The sequence below is a fragment of the Gracilimonas sp. genome, from assembly GCF_040218225.1.
Classification (GTDB): Bacteria; Bacteroidota; Rhodothermia; order Balneolales; family Balneolaceae; genus Gracilimonas.
The window spans coordinates 102,696-126,602 of record NZ_JAVJQO010000007.1 but is presented as its reverse complement, the minus strand read 5'-3'; the positions used below and the strand labels follow the sequence as shown (position 1 = coordinate 126,602).

Below are 23,907 nucleotides of genomic sequence, written 5' to 3'. Positions count from 1 at the left end.
ATAATCCGGCGGCCTTGTTTCCCATTGGTTTCCTTGAATTCGGCTTAAAAGATTTTGCCGAGACGCTCATTATTGCGCTCGTACTGGTCTATCTGTACCGGTGGGTGAAGGGTACGTTTGCCATTCAGGCGGCACTGGGTATTTTATTTGTGGTGATCATTAATGTGATAATTGGTCTGCTGGGTTTTACCACCATAAACTCCATTTTAAGTCAGATACTGGATGTTGGTATCATTGCTCTGATTATCCTTTTTCAACCGGAAATTAGGAAGTTGCTTTATCGCTTGGGAACCAACACCAGTCTGGATCGGTTTTTCTCCACCTCCAATTCAGACCGGACTATTGATGAAATCATAGAAGCCGTTAAGGAAATGTCGAAAAATAAAACCGGAGCACTCATTGTATTTGCCCGGACTTCTTCATTACAGGATTTGGTTGATGCCGGCGTTAATATTGATGCGGAAATACGAAGCGAACTGATCACCACGATTTTTCAGAAAGATACTCCGCTCCATGACGGTGCTGTTGTGATTCGAGGAAACCGGATTGTAGCAGCAAGTTGTTATCTGCCCATTTCTCAAAACCCAAATATCTCTTCTTCATTTGGAACCCGGCACCGTGCAGCTGTAGGAATCAGTGAATCAAATAATGTATTTGTGATCGCAGTATCGGAAGAAACCGGTCGTATTTCTATAGCCAGAAACGGAGCGCTTACCAGTGGGCTTACCATCCAGAAACTGCGAGCTGAAATGGAAGAAACTTTCGGCAGCCAGAAGTTTGATGAAGACGTGGCCTTCAGTTCTGCCCAGGCCGATATGAAGCTTAATTAGGGTTTCGTTAATCGGGAAATGGTTAACCGTTGGTCGTGGGACCCCGAATAACGAACTACCTATCCAAAAACTCTTTCATTAAATCTTTGGCGGCTTTGTAGGAAGATATTTTTCCTTCCTGAACCTGCTTTCGGTAGGTTTCTAATTTCGATTTCAGGTCTGCATCCCCATAAAATGCCTGATGTAATTCCTGGTTGATGCTTTCATTCAGCCAGTAGTTGGCCTGTTCTTTCCGCTGTAGTTCGAAATAACTTTTGGCTTTTGTGTGCCGGATAAACTCGTCAACGATATTCCAAACCTCCGGGATACCCTTGTAATGAAAAGCTGAACAGGTTGTTACTTTGGGAATCCAGCCGGATTCGGTGGGCGGGAAAAGGTGCAATGCATTTTTGTACTCGGCCATAGCCCGCTTGGCAGCATCCTCATTACCAGAGTCTGCTTTATTGATGACAATGGAATCGGCCATTTCCATAATGCCGCGTTTAATACCCTGGAGTTCATCTCCTGCTCCAGCCAGCATCAATAATAAAAAGAAATCAACCATAGAGTGAACGGCCGTTTCCGATTGACCTACTCCAACGGTTTCTATGAGGATGGTATCAAAGCCTGTTGCTTCACAGAGGGTGATGGTTTCCCGTGTACTCCTTGCCACTCCACCGAGAGAGCCCGAGGTTGGGGTGGGGCGGATGTAGGCATTGGGATGATTAGATAGCGTCTCCATGCGGGTTTTATCGCCTAAGATACTTCCGCGTGTTTTAGAACTGGAAGGATCAACCGCAAGAACAGCTAAAGACCGATTTTTCTCCTCAATCACATAATTTCCAAAGGCTTCAATAAAGGTGCTCTTACCCACACCGGGTACACCGGTGATACCGATGCGAATGGAATTGCCGGAATGAGGCAGGCATCCTTCAATAATTTCCTGGGCTAAATTCTGATGCTCTTGTTTCGTGCTTTCGATAAGGGTAATGGCACGGCTTAAAAGCATTCGGTTTCCCGATAAAATACCATCTATATAATCTTTAGCTGGGATGTCTTTTTTACTCATTGACCGTTATCTGAATAATTCTCAATAAGTACTTCCAGAATTTGTTTAGCTGCTTTAGGTATAACAGTTCCCGGGCCGAAAACGGCAGTTACTCCGGCATTATAAAGAAAATCGTAGTCTTGTTGAGGGATGACACCACCAGCAATAACGATGATATCTCCGCGGCCTTGTTTTCTAAGCTCTTCAATAACCTCGGGAACCAGTGTTTTATGTCCACCCGCAAGACTTGAAACCCCGAGAATGTGGACGTCATTTTCTACAGCTTGACGGGCAGCCTCCTGCGGTGTTTGGAAAAGAGGGCCGATATCCACATCAAAACCCAAATCGGCAAAGCTGGTAGAAATTACTTTTGCGCCCCGATCGTGACCATCCTGTCCCATTTTAGCGACCATAATGCGCGGGCGACGCCCATCTAGTTCAGCAAATTTATCAGCTAAATTAAGGGCTTCTTTAAACTGATCGTTGTTTTTTAATTCAGAAGAATACACGCCGGAAATAGATTTAATGGTTGCTTTATACCGCCCAAAGGCCTTTTCCATGGCATCAGAAATTTCGCCAAGGGTAGCCCGCTCCCGGGCAGCATCAACTGCTAAAGCTAATAAATTTCCTTCTCCTGATTCCGCGCATTTTGTAAGCTTATCGAGTGAAGCTTGAACGGCTTCATCATTCCGTTCCTCCTTCATTTTATTGATGCGCTCAATCTGAGATTTTCGAACTTTCACGTTGTCAACTTCCAATACTTCGATCTCGGATTTCTCCTCAGTCTGAAATTTATTTACGCCTACTATCGTGTCTTTGCCAGAGTCGATGCGGGCCTGTTTTCTTGCAGCCGCTTCTTCAATGCGCATTTTCGGGATACCCGTTTCGATAGCTTTCGCCATTCCGCCCAATTCTTCCACTTCACCAATAAGCGACCAGGCTCGTCTCGCAATTTGATCCGTAAGGTATTCTACATAGTAAGAACCAGCCCATGGGTCCACCGCTTTAGTGATTCCTGTTTCTTCCTGTAAAAACAGTTGCGTATTTCGGGCAATTCGGGCAGAGAAATCAGTAGGCAGTGCAATAGCTTCATCCAAAGCATTAGTGTGCAGAGATTGAGTGTGGCCCAGTGCAGCTGCCATTGCCTCTACTGTTGTTCGTGCTACATTATTAAATGGATCTTGTTCTGTGAGGCTCCAGCCAGAAGTTTGGCAATGCGTTCTTAGTGAAAGCGATTTTGGATTCTTGGGGTTAAAAGACTTCACAATTTTAGCCCATAGTAACCGAGCAGCCCGCATCTTGGCAATTTCCATAAAATGATTCATTCCAATGGCCCAGAAAAAAGATATTCGAGGGGCAAAATCATCGATATCCATACCAGCTTCAATTCCTGTTCGAAGATATTCCAAACCATCTGCCAGTGTATAGGCAAGTTCGATGTCACAGGTTGCACCGGCTTCCTGCATATGATATCCACTAATAGAAATGGAATTAAATCGGGGCATATTTTGAGAGGTGTACTCAAAAATGTCACCAATGATTTTCATAGACGGTTCTGGCGGATAGATATAGGTATTCCGAACCATAAATTCTTTCAGGATGTCATTCTGAATGGTCCCTGAAAGCTGTTCTGGTTTCACGCCTTGTTCCTCCGCAGCGACAATATAGAAAGCCATCACCGGGATTACGGCTCCGTTCATGGTCATGGAAACAGACATTTTATCCAGCGGAATTTGATCAAAGAGAATTTTCATATCCTCCACCGAATCAATAGCCACTCCGGCTTTGCCTACATCTCCGGAAACTCTGGGATGGTCGGAATCATAACCACGATGTGTAGCCAGATCAAACGCTACAGAGAGCCCTTTTTGACCGGCTTCAAGATTTCGGCGGTAAAAAGCATTGGATTCTTCTGCAGTAGAAAATCCAGCGTACTGACGGATAGTCCAGGGACGAACGGCATACATCGTGGAATAAGGTCCGCGAAGATAGGGAGGAATGCCGGCTGCATAATCCAGATGTTCCAGCTTTTTGATGTCCTCTTTTGAGAAACGGGACTTTACAGAAATCTGCTCAGGGGTCTCCCATGTATCCTGATGGTTAGTTTTCTGATCAGTCTTACCATTTGGTTTAAAGTCTATTTTGGAGAAATCTTTTTTCATTACCCTTCTCCATTCTGAAGTTCAGCTTCAATATTCAAAAGCGATATTTTGTCGATCGTAATACATTCATTCATATCCTGGTCAAAGCTGGCAAAATTTTGAATTTTGAATTCTAAATTTTGAATATTTTTGTCCGGCCGATATTTATTCACCCCAACCAACACGTTGTTCTTCTTTTTATAAGCATCAATTTTTTCTTGTCTTGATGAAGAAATCAGTCTTTGGATATATCCTGATTTCAGGCTCTCATAAAAACCACCTCTAGCCTCAATTTCCTGGAATAGTGTCCAGCTTTTTTGGGCAATACTATCTGTTAGTACCTCAATGTAATATGAGCCCGCTCCGGGGTCAGCGACTTTGTCAAGATAGGCCTCCTCCTGAAGAATGATCTGGATATTCCGCGCAACACGTGAGGCAAAACTTGAGTCTTCAGAAAAGTGCTCGTCGTATCGATGGACAGTAACAGCATCACATCCACCAATCGCAGCAGACATCGCCTCGGTTGTAGTGCGGAGCAGGTTGTTATGAGCATCAGTTTGAGATTTATTCCAGAAGCTGGTTTCTGCGTATAAATAAGTCGGTATGTCTTTTAATTCATATCCATCCAGAACCTGAGCCCAGACAAGTTTGAAGGCCCTGAATTTTGCAATCTCAAGAAAGTAATTCGGTCCTGAAGCTAAATTGAAATGAAGGTTTTGGGAAAGTTTCGAGTCTAAGCCAAGGTATTCGTTTCCGGCAGCCAGAGAAAAAGCTAACTGCTGAATAATGGTGGCGCCGGCATTGGCAAACACCGAAGACTCAACGGCACAGAATAGAAAAGGGCCTTCAAATGAATGAATCATTTTCTCAAGTTCTGGCTTTGAAGGCAGCTTTCCATTTAGCAATGCTTGTGAAAAAGGATCAAAATTAAAACTAACCGTAATCTCATCTTCATTTAAACCTTTTTCACGACAGACTTCTTTGAGCCATTTAGCTGCTTCAGGTGAAGAAATTGTACTGCCAAATCTCAGTGTGATAAGTTCAATTTGAATGTCTTTTAACAAGTTCTCCAGATCGCCACGGGATTGCAGGTAGTTTTTGGCTGGACAGAAATATAATCCGGAAGCTCCATTCTCGAGTGCATGCAGGGCTTCTTTATTTGCTTCCGATACCACCGAACTTTCCACAGGTTCCAGAACATTCCAGGAGGCTTGGGCTGCAATGGGTTCAGGTGAAAGAGAAAGATCGCGTAAGTTTTCTTCCCGGTAAAATGGAAGAGGATTGACCCCTTCTCCGGATTTCCACCGAAGCACATCTTTATAATCTTTTCCTTTAAGGTCTTTCTCGATTACGGCTTCCCATTCCTCAGTAGATATGGGCGGAAACTCATCAAAATGAAGGGCTTTTTCGAAGTCTGAATTTTCCAAAAGTTGCTTACGGATTTTTAAGTTTTGTATTATCAACAAAAATAAACAGGTCAGAAGTTCTTTACTAACCGTATTCAAAAAATACGGTTTTAATTAGTAAAAAAGCGCTTACAATTTGTATATTCAATCTCACATTCACTCATAATTAATAGATTTAGTTTTATAGATGGAACAGACCGAGCAACTAATTCCACCTCTAACACAGCTCACCGAAGACGAGCAAATGCTTAAAGAAGCTGCGGCAGACTTTGCTGAAGCATCCATTAAACCCTTGGTTGAGGAAATGGATGAGAATGCTAAGCTGGATCCGGATTTAGTAAAACAATTTTTTGAGATGGGGCTGATGGGAATTGATATTCCCGAGCGATATGCCGGAGGTGGTGGAACCTTTATGATGTCTGTTGTAGCAATAGAACAGATATCAAGGGTAGATGCATCAGCAGGTGTATTTATGGATGTGCAAAATACACTGGTGAATAATGCTTTCGTGAATTTTGCGTCCGATTACCTGAAAGAAAAGTATTTACCACAGTTAGCCACAGAAAAAGTCGGCGCCTATTGTTTGTCTGAAGCAGGTTCGGGAAGTGATGCTTTCGCGCTCAAGACTACCGCCAAAGAAGATGGGGATCATTTTGTATTGAACGGGTCGAAGCTCTGGATTACCAATGCCAACGAGGCAGACATCTTTTTGGTAATGGCTAATATAAATCCTGAAGCTGGATACAAGGGAATTACGGCATTTGTGGTTGAGCGCGGAATGGAAGGGTTCTCAATTTCCAAGAAGGAGAATAAACTGGGAATTCGTGCGAGTTCAACCTGTGAAATCTTACTGGAAGACTGCCGTGTACCTAAAGAAAATGTACTGGGTGAAGTTGGTAAAGGATATAAAGTAGCCATCGAAACCTTGAATGAGGGACGGATTGGGATTGGTGCCCAGATGATTGGTATTGCCCAGGGTGCTTTTGATGCGGCTCTTGCCTATGTGCAGGAACGTAAGCAGTTCGGGAAGGCAATTTCTGAATTTCAGGGTGTTCAGTTTCAGCTGGCACGCATGGCAACAGATATAGAAACCGCTCGTTTACTGGTTTACAATGCAGCCCGAATGAAAATGAATGGCCAAAACTTTTTGAAAGAAGCCGCAATGGCTAAATTTTATTCCTCTGAAGTAGCTGAAAGTGTAAGTTCGCAAGCAGTTGACTTGTTTGGGGGATATGGATATGTGAAAGAATATCCCGTAGAGAAATATTACCGTGATTCTAAGATCGGTAAAATCTACGAGGGTACAACGAACATGCAACTCAGCACAATAGCTAAGTTGCTACTTCGATGAGTGAGTGAGAAAAGGGGGCTTCGGCCCCCTTTTATTTTTAAAGCTTTGCTGGTTTAAAGTGGAAAAAACCATTCAGAAACCGTTGTTTATTGAGCTCTTCCTGTGAAACAGCACATCGAAACCCTACATCGCTATGAGTCATTAAATCGTAACTGCCAACCCGCCAGAATGTTTGGGCAGATTCAATAATGGGTTCCTGAAAACTACCTCCTCGTAAAATCCGGACACCGCGTTTTTCAATCGGATAAATATCATGTGGTTTATCATATTCCTGATAAAATGAACCAACGTATTCCATTACGTTTCCGCTCATATCAAATAGCCCTAATGCATTTGGTTTCCTGGAGCCCACAAAATAGGAGAACTCAATATTAGAGAGTTTTGTAATAGCATATTTTTCCAGAGAATCAGGATTATTTGTACCAGAATACCTCATATTCTGCCCCCTTTCCCGGGCAGCGAACTCCCACTCTGCTTCGGTAGGCAAACGCCAGCCCAAGGAATTGCAATAAGCCAAAGCGTCGTGCCAGTTCACATAAACAACTGCCCGAGTCCCGCGGCCATAATCGCGATCGGAGGGTAGGGGTCTCTTGGTTTGCTGTGCAAAAGCATCGTATTGTTCGAAAGTAATTTCATATTTCCCTATATAATAGTCATTTAATGTAACTTCATGGATGGGTAAAGCGTCCGTATTCAGGCTGTCAATGATATCTCCCATAAAAAAAGTCCCACCTTCAACTTTAACCATTTCAGGTTTGGGAATGTTGGGAGTTTCTTTCAATAAAGAACAGCTACAGGTTAAGATTGTTATTAATAACAGGTATAGCGATAGCTTGAAATTATGCATACTAAAAAGATAGTATTAATAGGGAAAAATTTCTGGGATAATTGGAATGATGTTGATTTAGTAAGAGTTTTATTGGGGTAAAATTAGGCGTCAGTATGTCAAAATTGTAAAACCAAAGTAGTAAGATGGATCAAAAGCTAGACCCGGAAGTATTGGAACAAATCAAAAAGTGTAGTAAGGATGAGGCATCATTCTCAAAGCTGGAAGAATTGTTTGGAGAGCTTTTTCAGCATTATCAAAACACAAAAAAACAGCTCTCACTAGTTGAACAAGCTATAAAACATGATTATGACTCCATTCTTATTACAGAGTTAAATCTGGAAAAACCCGGTCCTAAAATTGTATATGTCAATGAAGGTTTTACCCGAATGACAGGCTACACAAAAGAAGAAGTTCTCGGTAAAACCCCAAGAATATTGCAAGGTGAGAAAACCGATCGCCACGTGCTCGACAGACTCAAGGAAAGACTTATTGAAGGCCAGGCTTTTTTCGGGCATACGGTAAATTACAGGAAAGACGGGTCCGAATTTATTAATCAATGGGATATCCATCCCCTCACTAACAATAAAGGTGAGATTACCCATTGGGTTTCTTATCAACGAGATATTACGGACCGCAAAGAATCGAGTAAACTGGTATTTGATGCCAATCTTGATTTTGACAATCTGGTAGAAGAGTCAAAGAAAACATTTATTGATTTGGATATTCAGGGTAACATTATTTCATCCAATAACTCTTTCAAAAACCTATTGGGTTATGATGCAGATGAACTCAAAACGGTTAAAATCTGGGATCTTGTAGTTGAAAATGATAAGAAAGAGATGAAATCATTATTCAGTGACTTTGACTCCAAAAAGATTGAAGACAAGCAATATCCATGGGAATTTACTCAGAAAGATGGTGAAACAGTTAAGCTGGAGGGAACCATCAACTATTTTGTCAGCAATGATGAGACAATAATAAGAGTGCATTTCGATAATATTTCACTTCGAAATCGTATTATTGAAACTCTGAAAAAGAAGAAAAACAGCTTGGAAAATATTGTCGGCAAAAAAGATGAATTTACCCTTAGGTTTGCAGTTGGAAGTGACGGGAAGACCGGATGTAAGTTTGTTTCGGATAACTTTTCGAGTATAACGGGCTTAAATCCGGAACTTATTCTTGATAATGGCATCAAAAATGTAATTCATGCTGATGATCTTGGAGATGCGGAAAAAGCACTCGAAAAGGCTTTCAACGGTACTTCCTCCAGTATCAGTTGCAAATATAAAACGGCCGATAATAATTATGTGTCGGTGATACAGTCATTCAAGCCAGATTACGCCAAAGATGGGGATCGCGTTGAAAGTGTAAAAAGCGTAGCAATGATCGAACTTGAGGTCGAAAAATAGTGAGTAATTAAATTGATATTTAAAGCCCGCCAAAGTGCGGGCTTTTTCTTTATGTAGAACCGGTTAACCCGTATATTGAAAATAAAAATGGATATTCAGGCAACAGAAGAACGCATTATCAAAGAGTTCGAATTACTGCAGGACTGGCCCGAACGATACAAGTACATCATTAAGCTCGGAGATAAACTAGACCCACTACCCGAGGATGATCGTATCGAAGAGAATTTGGTAAAAGGATGTCAGAGCCAGGTTTGGCTTACCGCCGAAATGAAAGATGATAAGGTAGTTTTCAAGGCGGATAGCGATGCTGCCATCACCAAAGGGTTGGTTTCACTGATGGTTCGGTTTTATTCGGGCCAGGAACCGGATGTTATTATTAACAAAAAACCTGAGTTTATTGATAAAATAGGAATGGCTCAGCACCTTTCACCAACCCGGGCAAATGGCCTTGCATCCATGGTAAAACAAATGAAAATTTATGCCATGGCTTTTAAAGCACAGAAAACGTTATCGTAATCTAATTGTAAGGCTCATAATAAATCGTTTAATTTCCCTATCTAACGGGGATAAGCAATGGATATGAGTTCAAAATTTTCTCTTACCGGTATTTCTGATATCGCTTTAGGTAAGGACCTGAGATCGAAGGATGAAGTTGTAGGTAAAAAAGCAGGAATGACCGTACTAAATTCGGTTTCATTCTTTTTAGCCGGGGTATCAATTCTTTTTCTGATCGCTTTTCAGATTAATGAATCTGTTTCACTTACATGGTTTTTTCTATCGGAAGCCATTGCCTTCCTGCTTATCCCACTATTAGCTCGTCAGGGCTTTGTGAAGGCTTCAAAAATCTTGCTTATTGCTTACGCTGACATCGGTATTATCATTCTCAGCTCTGTTTTTGGTGGTGATGCTATGATTCAGGCTTTCTTTATTCCTGCAATGGGACTTTCTATTCTGCTATTTGACAATACCCAGGTTCATCTTCGAAATATGGGTATTCTGCTATCCATACTTTCTTATTTCATTCTGGATTACATAATTTTTGAGCGGATTAGTATTTCTGAAAGCAGCTTCTCCCTGGTACGTTGGAGTGTTTTGACGGGTTCTTTCGTAACTACCTGGTTAATCTTTAACACGTTTTCCCAATTTAAGGAAGATGCAGAGCATCAAACACTGGAGCTTCTGCAAAAAGAGCAGGAATTGAATCAAGAGCTGAGCCTTAAACAGGAAAAACTTGAGACCTATATCGAGCAGCTTGAAGTGGCAACGGAAGAGCTTGCAAAAAGTACAAAAGCTAAATCCGAGTTTCTGGCTACTATGAGTCATGAAATCAGGACACCGATGAATGCCATTTTGGGGATGACACATCTGCTAAAACAAGACAGCCCGCGTCAAGATCAGATTGAACCAATTAATATCCTGGACTTTTCAGGAAAGACCTTGCTTTCACTTATTGATGATGTACTGGATTTTTCAAAAATTGAGGCTGGAAAAATTGAATTTGAAAGTATTGAGTTTGAGCTCAATAAGCTTGTCAATGTCATTATAGAAAGCTTTAAAATTACTGCAAAGAACAAGGGAATCGACATTAATACCGAAATTGGAGAGGGTATACCGAATATCCTGATTGGTGATCCTGCGAGGCTAACACAAATTTTAAATAACCTTGTCAGCAATGCCCTGAAATTTACCGAAGAAGGTGAAGTCCGTTTATCTGTCAATGCAGTAGAAGACCTTGACCAATCGATCCGCTTACAATTTGCGATTTCAGATACTGGTATTGGAATTGAGGAAGCACGTGTAAATACCATATTCGAAAGTTTTACCCAGGCCAGCCAAAATACAAAGCGACTATTTGGCGGAACCGGTTTAGGACTTACGATCAGTAAACAGCTTGCAGAGCTGCAAGGGGGCTCTATTTCTGTTGAGAGTGAGGAAGGTGAGGGCAGCACTTTCTTCGTTGAATTAACTTTTGATAAAGGATCGTCCGATGATGAGGCCAAGGCTATCACACAAGATGAAGATAGTTCGAAGAGTTTAAGCGGCCTTCGTGTACTGCTAGCCGAAGATAACCTGGTGAATCAAAAGGTGATGTTACGTTTTCTGGAGCGCTGGAATGTTGAGATGAAAGTGGTCGATAATGGGGAAGAAGCTGTAGAAGCGATCAGAGAAAGTAATTTTGATGTTGTACTGATGGATCTTCAGATGCCAACGATGGATGGGTATGAAGCTTCAGAGCATATTAGAAAATTGGATGATCCCTACAAGCGTAATATCCCGATTATCGCTCTTACAGCGGCTGCATTGAAAGAGGTAAGGGAAAAAGTGTATGCTTCTGGCATGAATGATTTTGTGACCAAACCGTTTAACCCAGCTGACCTAGAACAGAAATTGGTGCAGTATATCGAGAAGTAGCCTGAAGATTATTTCAGGTTTCTTTTCATAATACTGGCCATCTTCCGATTGCTTTCAGAAGCAGAATTTTCGAGGGTTTTTATAACTTTTTTCTGGTCTTCAATACTTCGGTTTTGATTGAACTTAAATTTCCCTTCCAGCTTTGTAATATTTATTCTGATCCCTACAATTCCTCTCAATAAACGTTCTCTCTTGGAGTGAGCAGCTTCGTAATCCCAGTCGGAATTAACACCTTCCTCATGATGGTAAGTAAGCGAGTCAACCATTTCTCGCAATTCATCAATATTGTGTACGATCGTTGGAGTTCCATACACATGAACAGCAGCATAGTTCCAGGTAGGCACGGTGTTTTGGTTTTTGTACCAGCTGGGGGAGATATATCCATGGGTACCCTGAAAAACGATCAAAACCTCCGCCTTTTCGTTTATGTGCTGCCAATGTTTATTTGCCCGTGCGAAATGACCAATCAGTATGTCATCATTCCTGTTCACCATAAAAGGAAGGTGTGTTGCTTCGGGAGTACTTTCTGTCTGTGAAAAAATCAGCCCAAAGTTATGCTCTTCTATAAAAGGATATAGAATATTAGGGTCAGTTTCTTTAAATGAATTTGGATTGTACATTGGCAGAAATTGTTCTTTAAAAAAGATGTCCCCTTTCAGGAATACTATTTGTCATAGGGTTGAACATTAACTCATTTATAGTAGAATTATGAAAAAATATATGCTTTTACTTTTTGACAAAGAAGATGCTTACAAAGAAATGTCCCCTGAGGACTATCAGAGAGAAATTGAAGCCCATGGCAGGTGGATTGAAGAGTTGGGAGAACACTTTGATTCAGGTGAGGCATTAGAGCTTCCGGCAAAAAACGTTCGGGGGGAAGAGAAAGTTGTAACCGATGGCCCTTTTTTAGAAGCCAAAGAACTAGTGGGCGGTTTTTACATTATAAATGCTGAAAGCATGGAGCATGCGGCCGAACTCTCAAAAGGTTGCCCGGTTTTTCGTATGGGAGGAAGTATTGAGGTACGGGAAATAATGGCCATGTAATTTGCAGCATGCAGGTCAACATAAAACTCATAATTTGGTCGATCATCTTTTTCGGGAAGAATCGGGAAAGATGACGGCCATCTTGATTCGTCTTTTTGGATTCCGTAAAGCGGAGCTTGCTGAAGATATTGTTCAGGAGACATTTATATCAGCGATGAAGAATTGGCCAATAAAAGGTGAGCCGGATAATCCTTCAGCATGGCTGATGCAGGTTGCTAAAAATAAAGCTATTAACGTAGTCAAAAGAGAGAAGCTGATTCAGGAAAAAGAATCGATTATCAATCATGAGTTTCAAAATGATGAAGTTTATATTGAGCAATTATTTCAAGAGCAGGAAATAAAAGACAGCCAGCTAAGTATGCTGTTTACGTGTTGCTATAAAGAGATTAAAGAACGCGAGCAGCTTATGCTGATCTTAAAGATACTTGGAGGTTTTAGTGATGCTGAAATAGCCAGTGCGTTACTCATGAATCCGGCCGCTGTGAAAAAAGCGATTTACCGGGCCAAGACTGAAGTAAGGAGTTATTATAAGCAACTGCCCGAATTTAAAACCCCGGCTATTAAGGAAAGGGTTGAAACCGTTCTAAAAGCCGTTTATTTATTATTTAACGAAGGCTATAAAACCAGTTTTGGTGAACATCTCATAAACATAGACTTATGTTATACGGCTCTTCGACTTGCTCATCTTTTAGCAGATTTAGAGAATATAGATCGGGGAGCTGTTCATGCATTATTGTCGTTAATGTACTTTAATACAGCTCGTTTTCCGGCACGGACAGATGAGCAATCTGCCATGATAGATCTAAGAGACCAAGACCGAAAGCTGTGGGATAAAGGTCTAATATATAAAGGATTTGAACAGCTGTCGAAATCACGGGAAAGCCGTGTATTGAGTGCTTATCATCTCGAGTCTTCCATTGCATCTGTACATGCTATGGCCGCCACTTTTGAGGATACAAACTGGGATTTGATTTTGAAATACTATGAGAAGCTACTCAAAATGAGGCCCTCCGAAATTATTGAGTTGAATTATGCCATCGCCTTGAGTTATGCAAAAGGAGCAAAGGCCGGGCTTCGTAAACTGGAAGAAATTGATATTCCAGGAATAAAAGATCGGCAGTATTTGCTGTGGGCTGCTAAAGCAGAAATGAATGTCCGGCTTGAAAACTATGGAGTCGCCAGGTCTTACTATCAGGTTGCCTGTGATTTGGCGCCATCTAAAATAGATGAGGAGTATTTACTTCGAAAAATGAAAGAAAATGACTTGAAGAACTTATCAAAAAACTAAAGCCGCCTCTGTTGTTAGAAGCGGCTTTTTTATTTAATAATGTTTTTAAAAGCTACAGCAGAATTACTTCTTGGTAGCTTTTTTAGCTTGAGGAGCCTGCTTTTTTGCAGCTGCTTTAGGGGCAGATTTTGAAGCAGGTTTTTGTTCTTTGTTAGCCATGGTTTCGGCCTCCAAACAAAAGGTTTTGGTTATGTTCTTTCGCCCGTTTTGGCAAATTCCTAACCCATGTTCAGACAGATGAGCACTCTGAGACATTGAATGAATATTCGCACCTTTTTTATCATTAATCAATAGGTAAGCAAGGTGTTGAAGAAATATTTTTCAAAAAAAAGAACTGCCTTCCCTCCGGAAGACAGTTCCTGGTTTTTCGGGGTACAAATAAAATCTGGCTGTACTTAGTGCTGTTCAGGAATGGCTATATAGAACGTAGTGCCTTGATTATCCTTGGTCTCAACTTTTACACCACCATTGTGTAATTCCACAAATTGTTTGACAATAGGCAGCCCTAATCCCGTGCTGATCTCGCCTTGAGTGCCTTTACGTTGGTGTTTTTTGTTTTTGGTAAACAAGGTTGGAATAAACTCTTGTGGAATACCCAGGCCGGTATCAGATACCGAGCAGTAAAGCATTCGATTATCAGTTTCAAGTATTTCAGCTTTAACAGTAATGACATCACCTGATGAACTAAACTTAAGTGCGTTGGAAATCAGATTACTCATAATCAGTTTGAACTTTTCATCATCAAGTTTAAAAAGTCCGGGAGTATCAAATTCAGTAATAATATCTATCTGCTTGGCCTTTGCAAGAGGAGTATAAATATGAATAAGATCTATAATGAGTTCATCTACCTGAACCTCATCAAGTATAAGGCTGGATTCTCCATTTTCCAGTGAATTGGACACCAATTCGCTGGTGTAGTTTACCAGCTTTCTGCCACTTACTTCAATCATCGAAAGAATACTATTCAATTCATCCCGATCTCCTTCCCAAAAGTTTTGTAAATAATGGGTAGAGCTGATAATGCCATTGAGTGGACTCTTAATATCGTGGTTGACTGCCCGTAAAAACTGGTCTTTCTCACGGTTTAGTTTTTCGAGTTTTTGCTGAGTCCGGCGAATTTCAAGCCGGGAGACAATTTCATTAGCAATCGTCTTAAGAGCTTTTTTTTGAGTTTTGCTAAGTTCTTTTGGCTTAGTGTCGAGTACACATAGGGCTCCCAGATTTAATCCCTTTTCGGTTCTAAGAGGATAGCCTCCGTAATACTTTAGAAAGGGATCACCTTCTACATAAGAAGCATTTTTGAACCGATCGTCCTGGGTAAGATCCTGAATTTCCAGGTTTTCGTTACCCATTATAGTGTAGGTGCAAATGGCTTCTGACCGAGACCTTTCTTCTCCACTCTCAAGTCCATAAGCCGATTTTGTCCATTGTCTGTGATGGTCCAGAAGATTCATCTGAGACATCGGACTCTCGGTGATAATAGCTGCAAGCTCTACCAGGGAATCAAATTCTTCTTCAGGCAGGGTGTCGAGTATATTATATTTCTCGACGGCCATCTGTCTCTCTGACTCATTATCGGGAAGCGGGAAACCCGTTGTTTTATTTTGTTCGATTAATTGCTGCATGGTAAATAATCTTTTTTAATTTCTTAAAGCACTATGTGGTCCTTTTGCTTCTCTTTTGGCAAAATGAATTGAGAGAATGCTCTCTTTGTCCTGATTTAACTCAATATTCCCATGAATTTGGGTCGACAATACCTCAATAAGTTCTTTTCGTAAACGAGTGTTTGAGTTGTCATCTGTGTTATACGCTGGAAGCAGTTGGTTAGATTGGTCGATTAATTCAATTTTAACACACTCGTCATTATTGTTGACCATTTTAAGAGTGAGTGGACTTGCATCAGCATTCAAATCAGAACTTTTAACCTGATCCAGGTAGTCGAGCACTTCATTAAGCAGCATACCTGCGGGAATTGCCTGATTAACATTCAACTCAACTTCATCCAGTTCAAAGCCGGATATAAGTTTGTAGGAGTTTTTATCAGTCAGTTTTGCTCCTTCACCCATAACACTCTCTATAAATTTTTTGAAGCTTACATGTGTCAAGCTTTCGTTTTGATAAAGTAACTCATGAATTTTAGCTATGGTTGTGATACGAGACTGTGTTGAATACAGGTGTTTAGAAATCTTTTGATCATGGTTGTCCAAAATCTCTAACTCCAATAAACCTGAAATAATAGCCAGGTTATTTTTTACACGGTGGTGAACTTCATTGAGCAGCGTTTCTTTTTCAGCAAGTGACTTCTCAATGATGTTTCGAGCCTGAACTTGCTCGGTCACATCGATGGCTTCAACAAAAATGCCATAAACTTTTCCATTTTCGTCATGTATAGGTTTATATACAAAATTCAGGAAATAGCTTTCTGACGGTTGATTTTCACCTCTGTTAAAATAGATTTCTTTTTCATTAAAGTAGAGGGTTCTGTCTTCACTAAAACACGTATTCAGCAGATCCGTGAAACCTTGTTCTGCCATTTCAGGTAATGCTTCTTTTACCGGTAATCCTACTAAATGATTTCTTCCAACCAGCTCTTTATATTTATCATTTACAAAGGTGTAAGTATGTTGGTCTCCTTCCAGCATAGCAATAGCTGATGGGGATTCCTCAAACATATCCTGCATCTGGGCGCGGGCCTTTTGCTCCGTTTTCAGGAGATCTACAATCCGGTTCTCGAGGGCTTTACGTTCAGTGATGTCCTGCGAAATTCCTTCCCAGATAACAGGTTCTCCCTGATCATTCTTAATGACGGTAATTCGTTCAAAAATCCATTTTATTTTGCCACTTGAGGTTACAATTCTGTACTCTATATCATGGTATTTCTGATCCTGAAACGAATTATCAGTTAATACAGAAACAAGGTGTTTGTCTTCTGGATGGATGGTTTCCTTAAACCGTTCAAAGTTGGGGTTAAAAGTTTTTGGGTCTAATTCCCAAATGTTATACATCTCCTTTGACCATTTAGTGGTGTTTTCAGCAATCTTATGTGCCCAGTATCCAAGCTTACTTACCTTTTGAGCTTGTTCTAGCTGCTCGTTAACTTTTTTGAGCTCTTCTTCTTTACTCTTTCGCTCAGAGATATCAACATACATTCCATAAATTGCAATTACTTCTCCATCTAATTCAACGGGCACACCGCCTACCAGTACAGGAACTTCCTTGCCGTCTTTGGTGATACGAATGGTTTCGGTTTGAAAACTATCACCGGTAAAGCTTAGCTGAGAAAGAATTTCTCCTTGGTCATCCATAGCGGAGGGTACAATAGTCTGATCGAGGTCTTTTCCTGCTATTTCCTTTTCAGAATAGCCGAAAATTTTGCTAAAACTCTGATTGATATTCTGGACACGTCCTTCAGCATCAACTAAAACAATCCCAATTGGAGAATTGAAGAAAAGTTGATTCAGCAGTTGTTGGTGTCTTTTATTTTGTACTTCTACAACCTTTCGGTCAGTGATATCCATGTGAGAACCGGCAAGCTTGGTTGGTTTACCATTTTCATCCCAGTCTACAAATTTTGCAATAGCCAGGATCCATTTGTAAGATCCGTCCGCAGCTTTTAAACGGAATTCAGATTCATATTTATCGTTGGCTTCTTTGTATCTGGCAAGCTCATTTTCAGGAATACTCTCGTCTTCAGGATGAATTAAGGTATAAAAGAACTCTCTTGTGAATTCAATGTCTTCTTTACGATAGCCCAGCATAGTATGCCAGCGCTCATTATAGTAAGCATGGCCGCTATCAAGATCTACTTCCCATAAACCAAGATTAGCTCCATTTACAGCAAGTTCATTAAAATGCTTGGTTCGCTGCAGTTCTTCTTTGACCAGTTGCCGTTCATTTTCAATTTCAATTAAGTTATTACGGTTCAATCCACCCCCGACAATAAAGCGCTCACCGTTTTGCTCAAAACTGGTTCCTCTCAATAAATAATGAACAGCTTTTCCTTCTTTGGTTATACAGCGGGCTTCAACACTTATTTTTCTTCCAACCAATTCACCTTTCATGATTTCTTTCAGTAAAGGCTGATCGTCAGGATGTACCAGTTGAATCACATTGCTATGGGCAATTTCGTCATGTGTATAGCCCAGGTCTTGCTCCAGCATGCTATTCCACCGGACCATCGTGCCATCCAAACTAAATACGAAGAACGCGGTTGGCAGGCTGGAAATAGCAGATTCGGTAAATTCCTTTTCATCCAGCAGTTGTTGCTGCACGGCTTTTCTGGAGGATATGTCCTTAATATTAATAATGGTTTTTTCAGTTCCGTCTTCAGCTTCAAATATAACGGAGCTCACTTCTACAGGAATTTTATGTCCGTCTTTGTGAGTAAATTCAACCTCGCCTGTAAAGCTACCATTTTCTCGTCGGTTAGCGACTGCCTGTACATTTATGGGGTTTCCCATATCAAAGACAATGTCCCGGTATTGGCCTTCCAGTTCTTCAGCCTTATACCCCAGCAAATCACAGGCAGCCGGGTTAACCGTAAGAATACGGCCGTTCGGCCTGCCTATGATGGTTCCTTCCAGGGTATTATTAAACTGCAGCTTATATTGCTGTTCTGAAGCTTTTAAGGCTTGCTGTGTAAGCCTTTTCTGAGAGATGTCTTTAAACGCCCAGCTGGTAACTGGTTTTCCATTTTCACTTCGGAATAAGGTGACACTCAATTCAACAGGGACGATGCTTCCGTTTGCTGTCGTGATTTCATATTCACCCATAAAATTGCCTTCACGATTAATCCTTTTCTGGATTTCGGAAGCATCCATATCAACATCTAAGTAATTAGTGATATTGGAGAAAACAATGGCATCAGAAGTAGTCTCCAGCATTTTACAGGCTACATTATTTGCTTCTATGACAATATTTGATTCATCCGCTACTAAAATTCCATACAGGCTGTTATGGAAATGTTTCTCAAATTTCTCTTGTGTTTCTTTAAGGTAGGTCAGGCTTTGAATTTGAGCACTGATATCTTCATAAATAAGAATGGCTCCATCTTCAGGTCCTAGAGATTTTACAGTAACATTAAATGTCTTTCTGCTTCCATTTTGTTGAATCTGATACTTTGTTTCAAAACTATCTCTTTCCTGATGAAGAACATCCTTAATGCCAAGCAAAAGCCTGAGGGCAAAATCATTGCCATCTGCGAGTGGTTGCTGAAGAGTGGATAATATATTTTCATTGAGGTTGGGATGACTGCATTTTTCCCCAAACTCCTCACGCTGTATTTTCCATTGCTTGTTGAAGGCAGTGATGGTGCCATCGTAATCAAGAATGGCAATGTGAGCATTCAGTGAATTGAGAATTGCCGAACTTAAGGCATTCAATTCTATAGTAGTATATATATTATCACTCATAGATTGTTAAGGAACTTTACTTTTACCTCTCCCTGAACCGTTTAGGTTCATACATTTTGTACTGATATGATGATACCCAACTTCTCATCCTAATGAATGACGTGAAAAGCCTAATTTTGAAATTAGGCTAAAAAACCTAGGATACCTTTTTTCACGTAAGTATAAAGCAGTAGACTATCTAATCGGGATAGTCATAGAATGTATTCCCACCTAAAAGCTCTGTAACAGCTTCGGTAAGTATCAGTTCGGTTGGGGTATGAGAAATAACCCCTGAAGCACCTGCTTCAACCAAAGGATGTATAAACTTCTTATCGTCGTGATGATCTAATACTAAAACAGGAATATTAGGTGAGTTCTTTTTTATGATCTTTATATTATCCGGAGCGTTTCCAAAACCGTGAGAAGTGTTAAGATCAATGATAGCAAGGTTTGTGGGCGGGGCTATAGTTATGCCTTTTTCTCCAAAAGCTTTGGTGGGATCTTCAAATTCTATATCAGCATCGAAAGCAGATCTGAGAATTTCAGATATGATTTCGTTGGTTTGATTAGTCTTTCCTATGAATAATACCCGAAGCATATGGGCAGATGATTTAGAGTTCTTGCTAAAAGTAAAAGTACTTTATTGAAACCTCTTAACAATCGGCATTAATGCCTATTTTGTTCTAGGTATTTTCACCTACGTAAAACAGGAAGGTTTTGCAAAACTCATTCAAAAGAAGGATATGGGTGAGTAGGTAAGGGGGTAAATTACCCATTGTCGTTATTTTCAAAAAGGTTATTTTTGATAGCAAACTTGACAAGTCCGGCTGTGTTTTTAGCCCCGGTTTTTTGCAGAAGATTTCTGCGGTGAGCATCAACGGTTCGGACGCTGACATATAGCTGATCGGCAATTTCCTGGTTGGTAAACTCATTAACAATCAGTTTTAACACCTCAAGCTCCCGGTCAGTGATGTTTACATCATCGGGTTCTTTGGCTTTAGACACTGAGGGCTGAACCAGCTCCTGAAGAATAGCCTGAGTAGCATCATCACTAAAATAATGCTTGCCACCAATGATGGTGTTGATAGCTTTTATAAGTTCTTCCCGGCCAGAGCTTTTAAGAATATATCCTGAAGCACCTGCCTTTATCATTTTTTTTATGTGCTGATCTTCACTCAGCATGGTCAAAGCCAGGATTTTGACATCAGGCTGTTCATTTTTGATAATCTCAGTTGCTTCAATGCCATTCATTTTTGGCATTGTAATATCCATGATAATAAGATCAGGGCTATGCTTTTTTGAAAGATCGGTCGCTTGTTTCCCATTCTCAGCTTCAAATAAAACTTCAAAGCCAGGCTCGTCTTCTATAAGTATTTTAATCCCATCCCTTACTATCTGATGGTCATCAACTATTGCAATCTTAATATTGGCCATTTAAGTGCCGCTAGAATTTTTATGAATGGGAACGATTGCACTAATAAAAGTCCCTTTTCCTGGTTTAGAGTCGAATTCAAAATCACCACCAAGTGCCCCCGTTCTTGTTTTAATGGTTTGTAAACCCAGTCCTGGCACAAAGTCCGAATCTGAAGTGTTAAAGCCGACTCCATTATCATCAATCGTCAGGATCAAATCAAGCTCATCTTTAATTAGCTGTACATTTATTTGTGTAGCTTCCGAATATTTTACGGCATTCGAAAGTCCTTCCTGAGCAATACGATAGAGATTAAATTGTACTTCCCGGGGAAGTTCTACATTCTGAATATTTTGATAATAGCTGATATCCATTTCATTATTGGTGCTGTAATTATCAACGAGGGCCTCAATAGCTAAAGCCAGTCCATAATCATCAACCACGCGTGGCATCAGGTTTCGTGAAATTTGTGCTGTTTCGGTAACTGCGTGTTTTAATAAATTCAAACCTTTATTGAACTGCTCTTGCTTGCGTTCATTCAGGTTGGAGATTTGGGTTTTTACAGCATCCAGGTTCATGTTGGCAGCTGCAAGGTATTGCCCCAATCCATCGTGCAACTCCTGGGCAATTCGCGCCCGTTCTTTATTTTCTCCTTCCACCAAAGAAGCCAAAACCATTTCCTCCGCTTTCTTTTGTTTGGTGATATCATTCACCAACACCAGCCGGTAATCTTTGCCAAAGTAGTTTATGGCTGAACCGGTGACGCGGACATTAATTACTTCACCGGATTTTTTAAGGTGTCGTGATTCCTCAGGTTCTGAGAGATTAGTTTCACGATCGTTTTTGATAATTTTTCTGGCTTTTTCTTTTTCCTCTTCAGGTCGGATGTCCAGTAACGTTTTGGAATAAAATTCTTGCCTTGTATATCCATAATGCCGGACTGCTGATTCATTTACTTCAACAATGGATAAATCATCAGGGTTATATATGAACATCGGTTGTGGGCTTTTCTGAAAAAGAAGTCGGTAATTATGTTCTGATTCAGCCAGTTTTTTCTCTGCTTCAACCTGAGCCGTCACATCCACCACTGTAGAAATCATGAGATTTTGGTCATAAACGGGAATATTTTTGGCATTTATAATGCGTTGTTCTCCAGTCTGAGTTGTTATCCTGATGCCCTTCCAATTCATTCGCTCTGGCTTTTTTGACTCCATATCGGCCATAACCATTTCTACCATATGTTTTCGGTACTGTTCATCGGGATATACTTTTTCAAAAAAGGTCTCCACATCATTAATTACATCTCTAGGCCAGCCGTAAATTTCGGCAAACTGTTTATTCATTAATGTCACTTTACCAGAATCAACCAGATTAACCGCCACCCCAATGGGAAGGTTTTCTAAAGTGGTTTCGATGAATTCATTATGCTCTTTTAGTTCCTTTTCATGGTTTACCTGATCAGTGATATCCTGAACAACGCTTACGATTTTTTCAACCTCACCATCTTCTCTTTCAATTAAAGTTACGGTATGTTGGGTGTGAAATTTTGTACCGTCTTTTTTCTTAAGTACATATTCTGTTTCGAAAATCCCTTTTTCTTTAAGGTTCTCGGTCCCCATTTCGTCAAACTTGTAGTACCATTCTTCGCTTACATGTAGCTTTTTTGTACTGCTGCCAATTAATTCTTCTTTTGAATAGCCAAACAATTTGGTAGCACTTTGGTTACAGTCTGTAATGACGCGGGTTCCCGGTTCAAGGATCAAAACGGATTCCTTTAAACTCTCGAACATTTTTTCAAGTAATTGCCGGGATTCTATAATCTCTTCCTGTGAAGCTTTCAATTCAGTTACATCCAGCCCAATACCAATAATACTGCTGTCAGAGAGCTTTATATTTGACCACTCCTGAATGTGTGTATTTCCTTTCTTATCCTTTACGTGGAAGGTGTGCCACCCCCCATCAGCTTCGTTCATTACTTTGGCGGCTTTTTCTCTAATTTCAGGATCAGGATAGCAGGCAGTCATTAAATCTATTTCCTGTATTTCATCGTTACTCCATCCTAAAATATCTTCAAAAGCTTTATTAACCCTGATCTCGTTAATTTGAGGATCATAAATATCAACCATAACGGGGATTTGCTCGAAAATACGCTCGAAAAGCTCTTGTTTCCGGTTATGTTGTACTTCAAGATGCATCTGTTCTGTGATATCCTGAATAATTCCTGAAATGCCTATTGTCTCACCTTCTTCGTTTAGCTGAACATTGCCCAGGCTTTTCATCCAGCGGATGGTTTCATCGGGCCAAATAATGCGGTACTCAGCTGCATAAGGTTTTTTTGTTTCAATGGCCTCAATAAAAGCTCGTTCAACAAGATCTCTGTCTTCAGGATGAATGCGATTGTAAAAGTCCTGAACATTCCAGGTTTTGGGGCTTTTTTTTAAACCAAAAAGTTTATAGTGGTACTTAGAGGTGATGTTTCGGTCGTTTCTGAGGTCAATGCTCCAGGTAGCAATTTTTACAGAGTCCAGGGCTTTGTCGACGGTTTCACGGGTGGCTTTAATGCGTTTATTGCTGAAGTCAACAAGAAAGTAAAGGAGAGAGCCGGTTACCACGATATAAAAAAGACCTTTGAAAGTTTCGATGCGGGAGAAAGTTTCAAGATCTTTTATAGTCGCCCTTAACAGCTGGTCAGAAAAGAGAATCCATAATGTACCTATTACCATGTATATGACAGTAATAGTTACAGCATTAAGCTGAAATAGTTTTTGGAGCCTCTTCATGGTTAAGGGTAGTCTGCTTCTCTTGTGAAGATGTCTAAATTTGAACTAACTATTTTCTGTGTTAAACCACAAGAAAAATCAGTGTCTTCGCGTAAAAATAAAAAACCACCCTCTCCTAAAATAGATGAGGGTGGTTGTATTTGTACCCACGACTTAACCCAAAATGGCCCTCTTGACCACTAAGTAAGAGCGATTCTAAAGCAATTCCTTACAGTTTTATTGGAAATTATTTTTTAACCTAAAAAACGCTTTTGAACAGCTTTAAAAGTGATTTTTCAGGAATAGGGTGAAGAGTAAACAAAATGCAGAAGGGGAGAAGGAGTCGTTCTTGTGCGAGAAAGCAGAAATAAAAAAAGCCACCTTTTATTCAAAGATGGCTTAGAGATTTTTGTACGCACGAGAGGATTCGAACCCCTGACCTTCTGGTCCGTAGCCAGACGCTCTATCCAGCTGAGCTACGTGCGCAAAAAATTCGAGAGCATCAAAGATAAGAAGATCACAACTGCAGGGCAATTATTTTTAAACACAAATCGGGATATCATGATAATTTTAAAGTGATATCCGTTTTAAGCTTTCTGGTATTGGAAGA

At 40.5% G+C, this 23,907-nt stretch carries 18 protein-coding genes and 1 tRNA gene; 7 read left to right on the top strand and 12 right to left on the bottom strand.

Annotated features, from left to right (window positions below):
• Positions 1–14: 14 nt before the first annotated feature.
• Complete coding sequence (gene cdaA / locus RIB15_RS10780) at positions 15–830, top strand: diadenylate cyclase CdaA (RefSeq protein WP_350202159.1); 816 nt, start codon at positions 15–17, stop codon at positions 828–830.
• Positions 831–885: 55 nt separating this feature from the next.
• On the opposite strand, the gene meaB is transcribed toward cdaA, so the two are convergent.
• Genes meaB through RIB15_RS10765 form a run of 3 tightly spaced genes read right to left on the bottom strand, consistent with a single transcriptional unit; the run spans position 886 to position 5,425 of the window.
• Positions 886–1,878, bottom strand: a complete 993-nt coding sequence (gene meaB, locus RIB15_RS10775; protein WP_350202158.1) for a methylmalonyl Co-A mutase-associated GTPase MeaB — start codon at positions 1,876–1,878, stop codon at positions 886–888.
• Positions 1,875–4,019 (bottom strand): methylmalonyl-CoA mutase, encoded by a 2,145-nt coding sequence (scpA, locus tag RIB15_RS10770; RefSeq protein WP_350202157.1) that lies wholly within the window; start codon positions 4,017–4,019, stop codon positions 1,875–1,877. Before scpA ends, meaB begins: the two co-directional genes overlap by 4 nt.
• Positions 4,019–5,425, bottom strand: a complete 1,407-nt coding sequence (locus RIB15_RS10765) for a methylmalonyl-CoA mutase subunit beta (RefSeq protein WP_350202156.1) — start codon at positions 5,423–5,425, stop codon at positions 4,019–4,021. Before RIB15_RS10765 ends, scpA begins: the two co-directional genes overlap by 1 nt.
• 166 nt (positions 5,426–5,591) lie before the next feature.
• Here RIB15_RS10765 and RIB15_RS10760 point away from each other — a divergent pair, with 166 nt between their 5' ends.
• Complete coding sequence (locus tag RIB15_RS10760) at positions 5,592–6,755, top strand: acyl-CoA dehydrogenase (protein ID WP_350202155.1); 1,164 nt, start codon at positions 5,592–5,594, stop codon at positions 6,753–6,755.
• Between the two features lie 37 nt (positions 6,756–6,792).
• Here RIB15_RS10760 and RIB15_RS10755 read toward each other — a convergent pair whose 3' ends face one another.
• The gene (locus RIB15_RS10755; RefSeq protein ID WP_350202154.1) at positions 6,793–7,602 is read right to left on the bottom strand and encodes a formylglycine-generating enzyme family protein; all 810 of its coding nucleotides are present in this window, start codon (positions 7,600–7,602) and stop codon (positions 6,793–6,795) included.
• A 125-nt stretch (positions 7,603–7,727) separates the two neighbouring features.
• On the opposite strand from RIB15_RS10755, the gene RIB15_RS10750 reads away from it, so the two are divergent.
• From RIB15_RS10750 to RIB15_RS10740, 3 genes are all read left to right on the top strand, one after another.
• Positions 7,728–8,993 (top strand): PAS domain-containing protein, encoded by a 1,266-nt coding sequence (locus tag RIB15_RS10750; RefSeq protein WP_350202153.1) that lies wholly within the window; start codon positions 7,728–7,730, stop codon positions 8,991–8,993.
• 87 nt (positions 8,994–9,080) lie between these two features.
• On the top strand, positions 9,081–9,509 hold the full coding sequence (locus tag RIB15_RS10745) for a SufE family protein (RefSeq protein ID WP_350202276.1): 429 nt from the start codon (positions 9,081–9,083) through the stop codon (positions 9,507–9,509).
• Positions 9,510–9,572: 63 nt separating this feature from the next.
• A complete protein-coding gene (locus RIB15_RS10740) occupies positions 9,573–11,405 on the top strand; it encodes an ATP-binding protein (protein WP_350202152.1) in 1,833 nt (610 codons plus the stop codon).
• Between the two features lie 8 nt (positions 11,406–11,413).
• Here the strand turns inward: RIB15_RS10740 and RIB15_RS10735 are convergent, their stop codons facing one another.
• Entirely contained in the window at positions 11,414–12,025 is a 612-nt protein-coding gene (locus tag RIB15_RS10735) for an FMN-binding negative transcriptional regulator (RefSeq protein ID WP_350202151.1), read from the bottom strand.
• Between the two features lie 88 nt (positions 12,026–12,113).
• Between RIB15_RS10735 and RIB15_RS10730 the strand changes: the two genes are divergently transcribed.
• Entirely contained in the window at positions 12,114–12,449 is a 336-nt protein-coding gene (locus RIB15_RS10730) for a YciI family protein (RefSeq protein ID WP_350202150.1), read from the top strand.
• Positions 12,450–12,483: 34 nt separating this feature from the next.
• Positions 12,484–13,737, top strand: a complete 1,254-nt coding sequence (locus tag RIB15_RS10725) for an RNA polymerase sigma factor (RefSeq protein WP_350202149.1) — start codon at positions 12,484–12,486, stop codon at positions 13,735–13,737.
• 63 nt (positions 13,738–13,800) lie between these two features.
• Here the strand turns inward: RIB15_RS10725 and RIB15_RS10720 are convergent, their stop codons facing one another.
• The 7 genes from RIB15_RS10720 to RIB15_RS10690 form a co-directional block, all read right to left on the bottom strand.
• Entirely contained in the window at positions 13,801–13,992 is a 192-nt protein-coding gene (locus tag RIB15_RS10720; RefSeq protein ID WP_350202148.1) for a hypothetical protein, read from the bottom strand.
• 140 nt (positions 13,993–14,132) lie between these two features.
• A complete protein-coding gene (locus tag RIB15_RS10715; protein WP_350202147.1) occupies positions 14,133–15,362 on the bottom strand; it encodes a GAF domain-containing sensor histidine kinase in 1,230 nt (409 codons plus the stop codon).
• Positions 15,363–15,377: 15 nt separating this feature from the next.
• Complete coding sequence (locus RIB15_RS10710) at positions 15,378–19,148, bottom strand: PAS domain S-box protein (protein WP_350202146.1); 3,771 nt, start codon at positions 19,146–19,148, stop codon at positions 15,378–15,380.
• Positions 19,149–19,326: 178 nt separating this feature from the next.
• Positions 19,327–19,725 carry a response regulator gene (locus RIB15_RS10705; protein WP_350202145.1) on the bottom strand — a complete coding sequence of 133 codons (399 nt, stop codon included), beginning with the start codon at positions 19,723–19,725 and terminating at the stop codon, positions 19,327–19,329.
• A 170-nt stretch (positions 19,726–19,895) separates the two neighbouring features.
• Positions 19,896–20,561, bottom strand: a complete 666-nt coding sequence (locus RIB15_RS10700; RefSeq protein ID WP_350202144.1) for a response regulator transcription factor — start codon at positions 20,559–20,561, stop codon at positions 19,896–19,898.
• On the bottom strand, positions 20,562–23,318 hold the full coding sequence (locus tag RIB15_RS10695) for a PAS domain-containing sensor histidine kinase (protein ID WP_350202143.1): 2,757 nt from the start codon (positions 23,316–23,318) through the stop codon (positions 20,562–20,564). It lies immediately after the preceding gene.
• Between the two features lie 391 nt (positions 23,319–23,709).
• Positions 23,710–23,783, bottom strand: a tRNA-Arg gene (locus RIB15_RS10690).
• Positions 23,784–23,907: the final 124 nt, after the last annotated feature.

Coding starts and splice junctions, on each gene's coding strand:
- meaB (WP_350202158.1), bottom strand. CDS start 1,878: ATGAGTAAAAAAGACATCCCAGCTAAAGATTATATAGATGGTATTTTA.
- scpA (WP_350202157.1), bottom strand. CDS start 4,019: ATGAAAAAAGATTTCTCCAAAATAGACTTTAAACCAAATGGTAAGACT.
- RIB15_RS10760 (WP_350202155.1), top strand. CDS start 5,592: ATGGAACAGACCGAGCAACTAATTCCACCTCTAACACAGCTCACCGAA.
- RIB15_RS10755 (WP_350202154.1), bottom strand. CDS start 7,602: ATGCATAATTTCAAGCTATCGCTATACCTGTTATTAATAACAATCTTA.
- RIB15_RS10750 (WP_350202153.1), top strand. CDS start 7,728: ATGGATCAAAAGCTAGACCCGGAAGTATTGGAACAAATCAAAAAGTGT.
- RIB15_RS10745 (WP_350202276.1), top strand. CDS start 9,081: ATGGATATTCAGGCAACAGAAGAACGCATTATCAAAGAGTTCGAATTA.
- RIB15_RS10740 (WP_350202152.1), top strand. CDS start 9,573: ATGAGTTCAAAATTTTCTCTTACCGGTATTTCTGATATCGCTTTAGGT.
- RIB15_RS10735 (WP_350202151.1), bottom strand. CDS start 12,025: ATGTACAATCCAAATTCATTTAAAGAAACTGACCCTAATATTCTATAT.
- RIB15_RS10730 (WP_350202150.1), top strand. CDS start 12,114: ATGAAAAAATATATGCTTTTACTTTTTGACAAAGAAGATGCTTACAAA.
- RIB15_RS10720 (WP_350202148.1), bottom strand. CDS start 13,992: ATGTCTCAGAGTGCTCATCTGTCTGAACATGGGTTAGGAATTTGCCAA.
- RIB15_RS10715 (WP_350202147.1), bottom strand. CDS start 15,362: ATGCAGCAATTAATCGAACAAAATAAAACAACGGGTTTCCCGCTTCCC.
- RIB15_RS10710 (WP_350202146.1), bottom strand. CDS start 19,148: ATGAGTGATAATATATATACTACTATAGAATTGAATGCCTTAAGTTCG.
- RIB15_RS10705 (WP_350202145.1), bottom strand. CDS start 19,725: ATGCTTCGGGTATTATTCATAGGAAAGACTAATCAAACCAACGAAATC.
- RIB15_RS10700 (WP_350202144.1), bottom strand. CDS start 20,561: ATGGCCAATATTAAGATTGCAATAGTTGATGACCATCAGATAGTAAGG.
- RIB15_RS10695 (WP_350202143.1), bottom strand. CDS start 23,318: ATGAAGAGGCTCCAAAAACTATTTCAGCTTAATGCTGTAACTATTACT.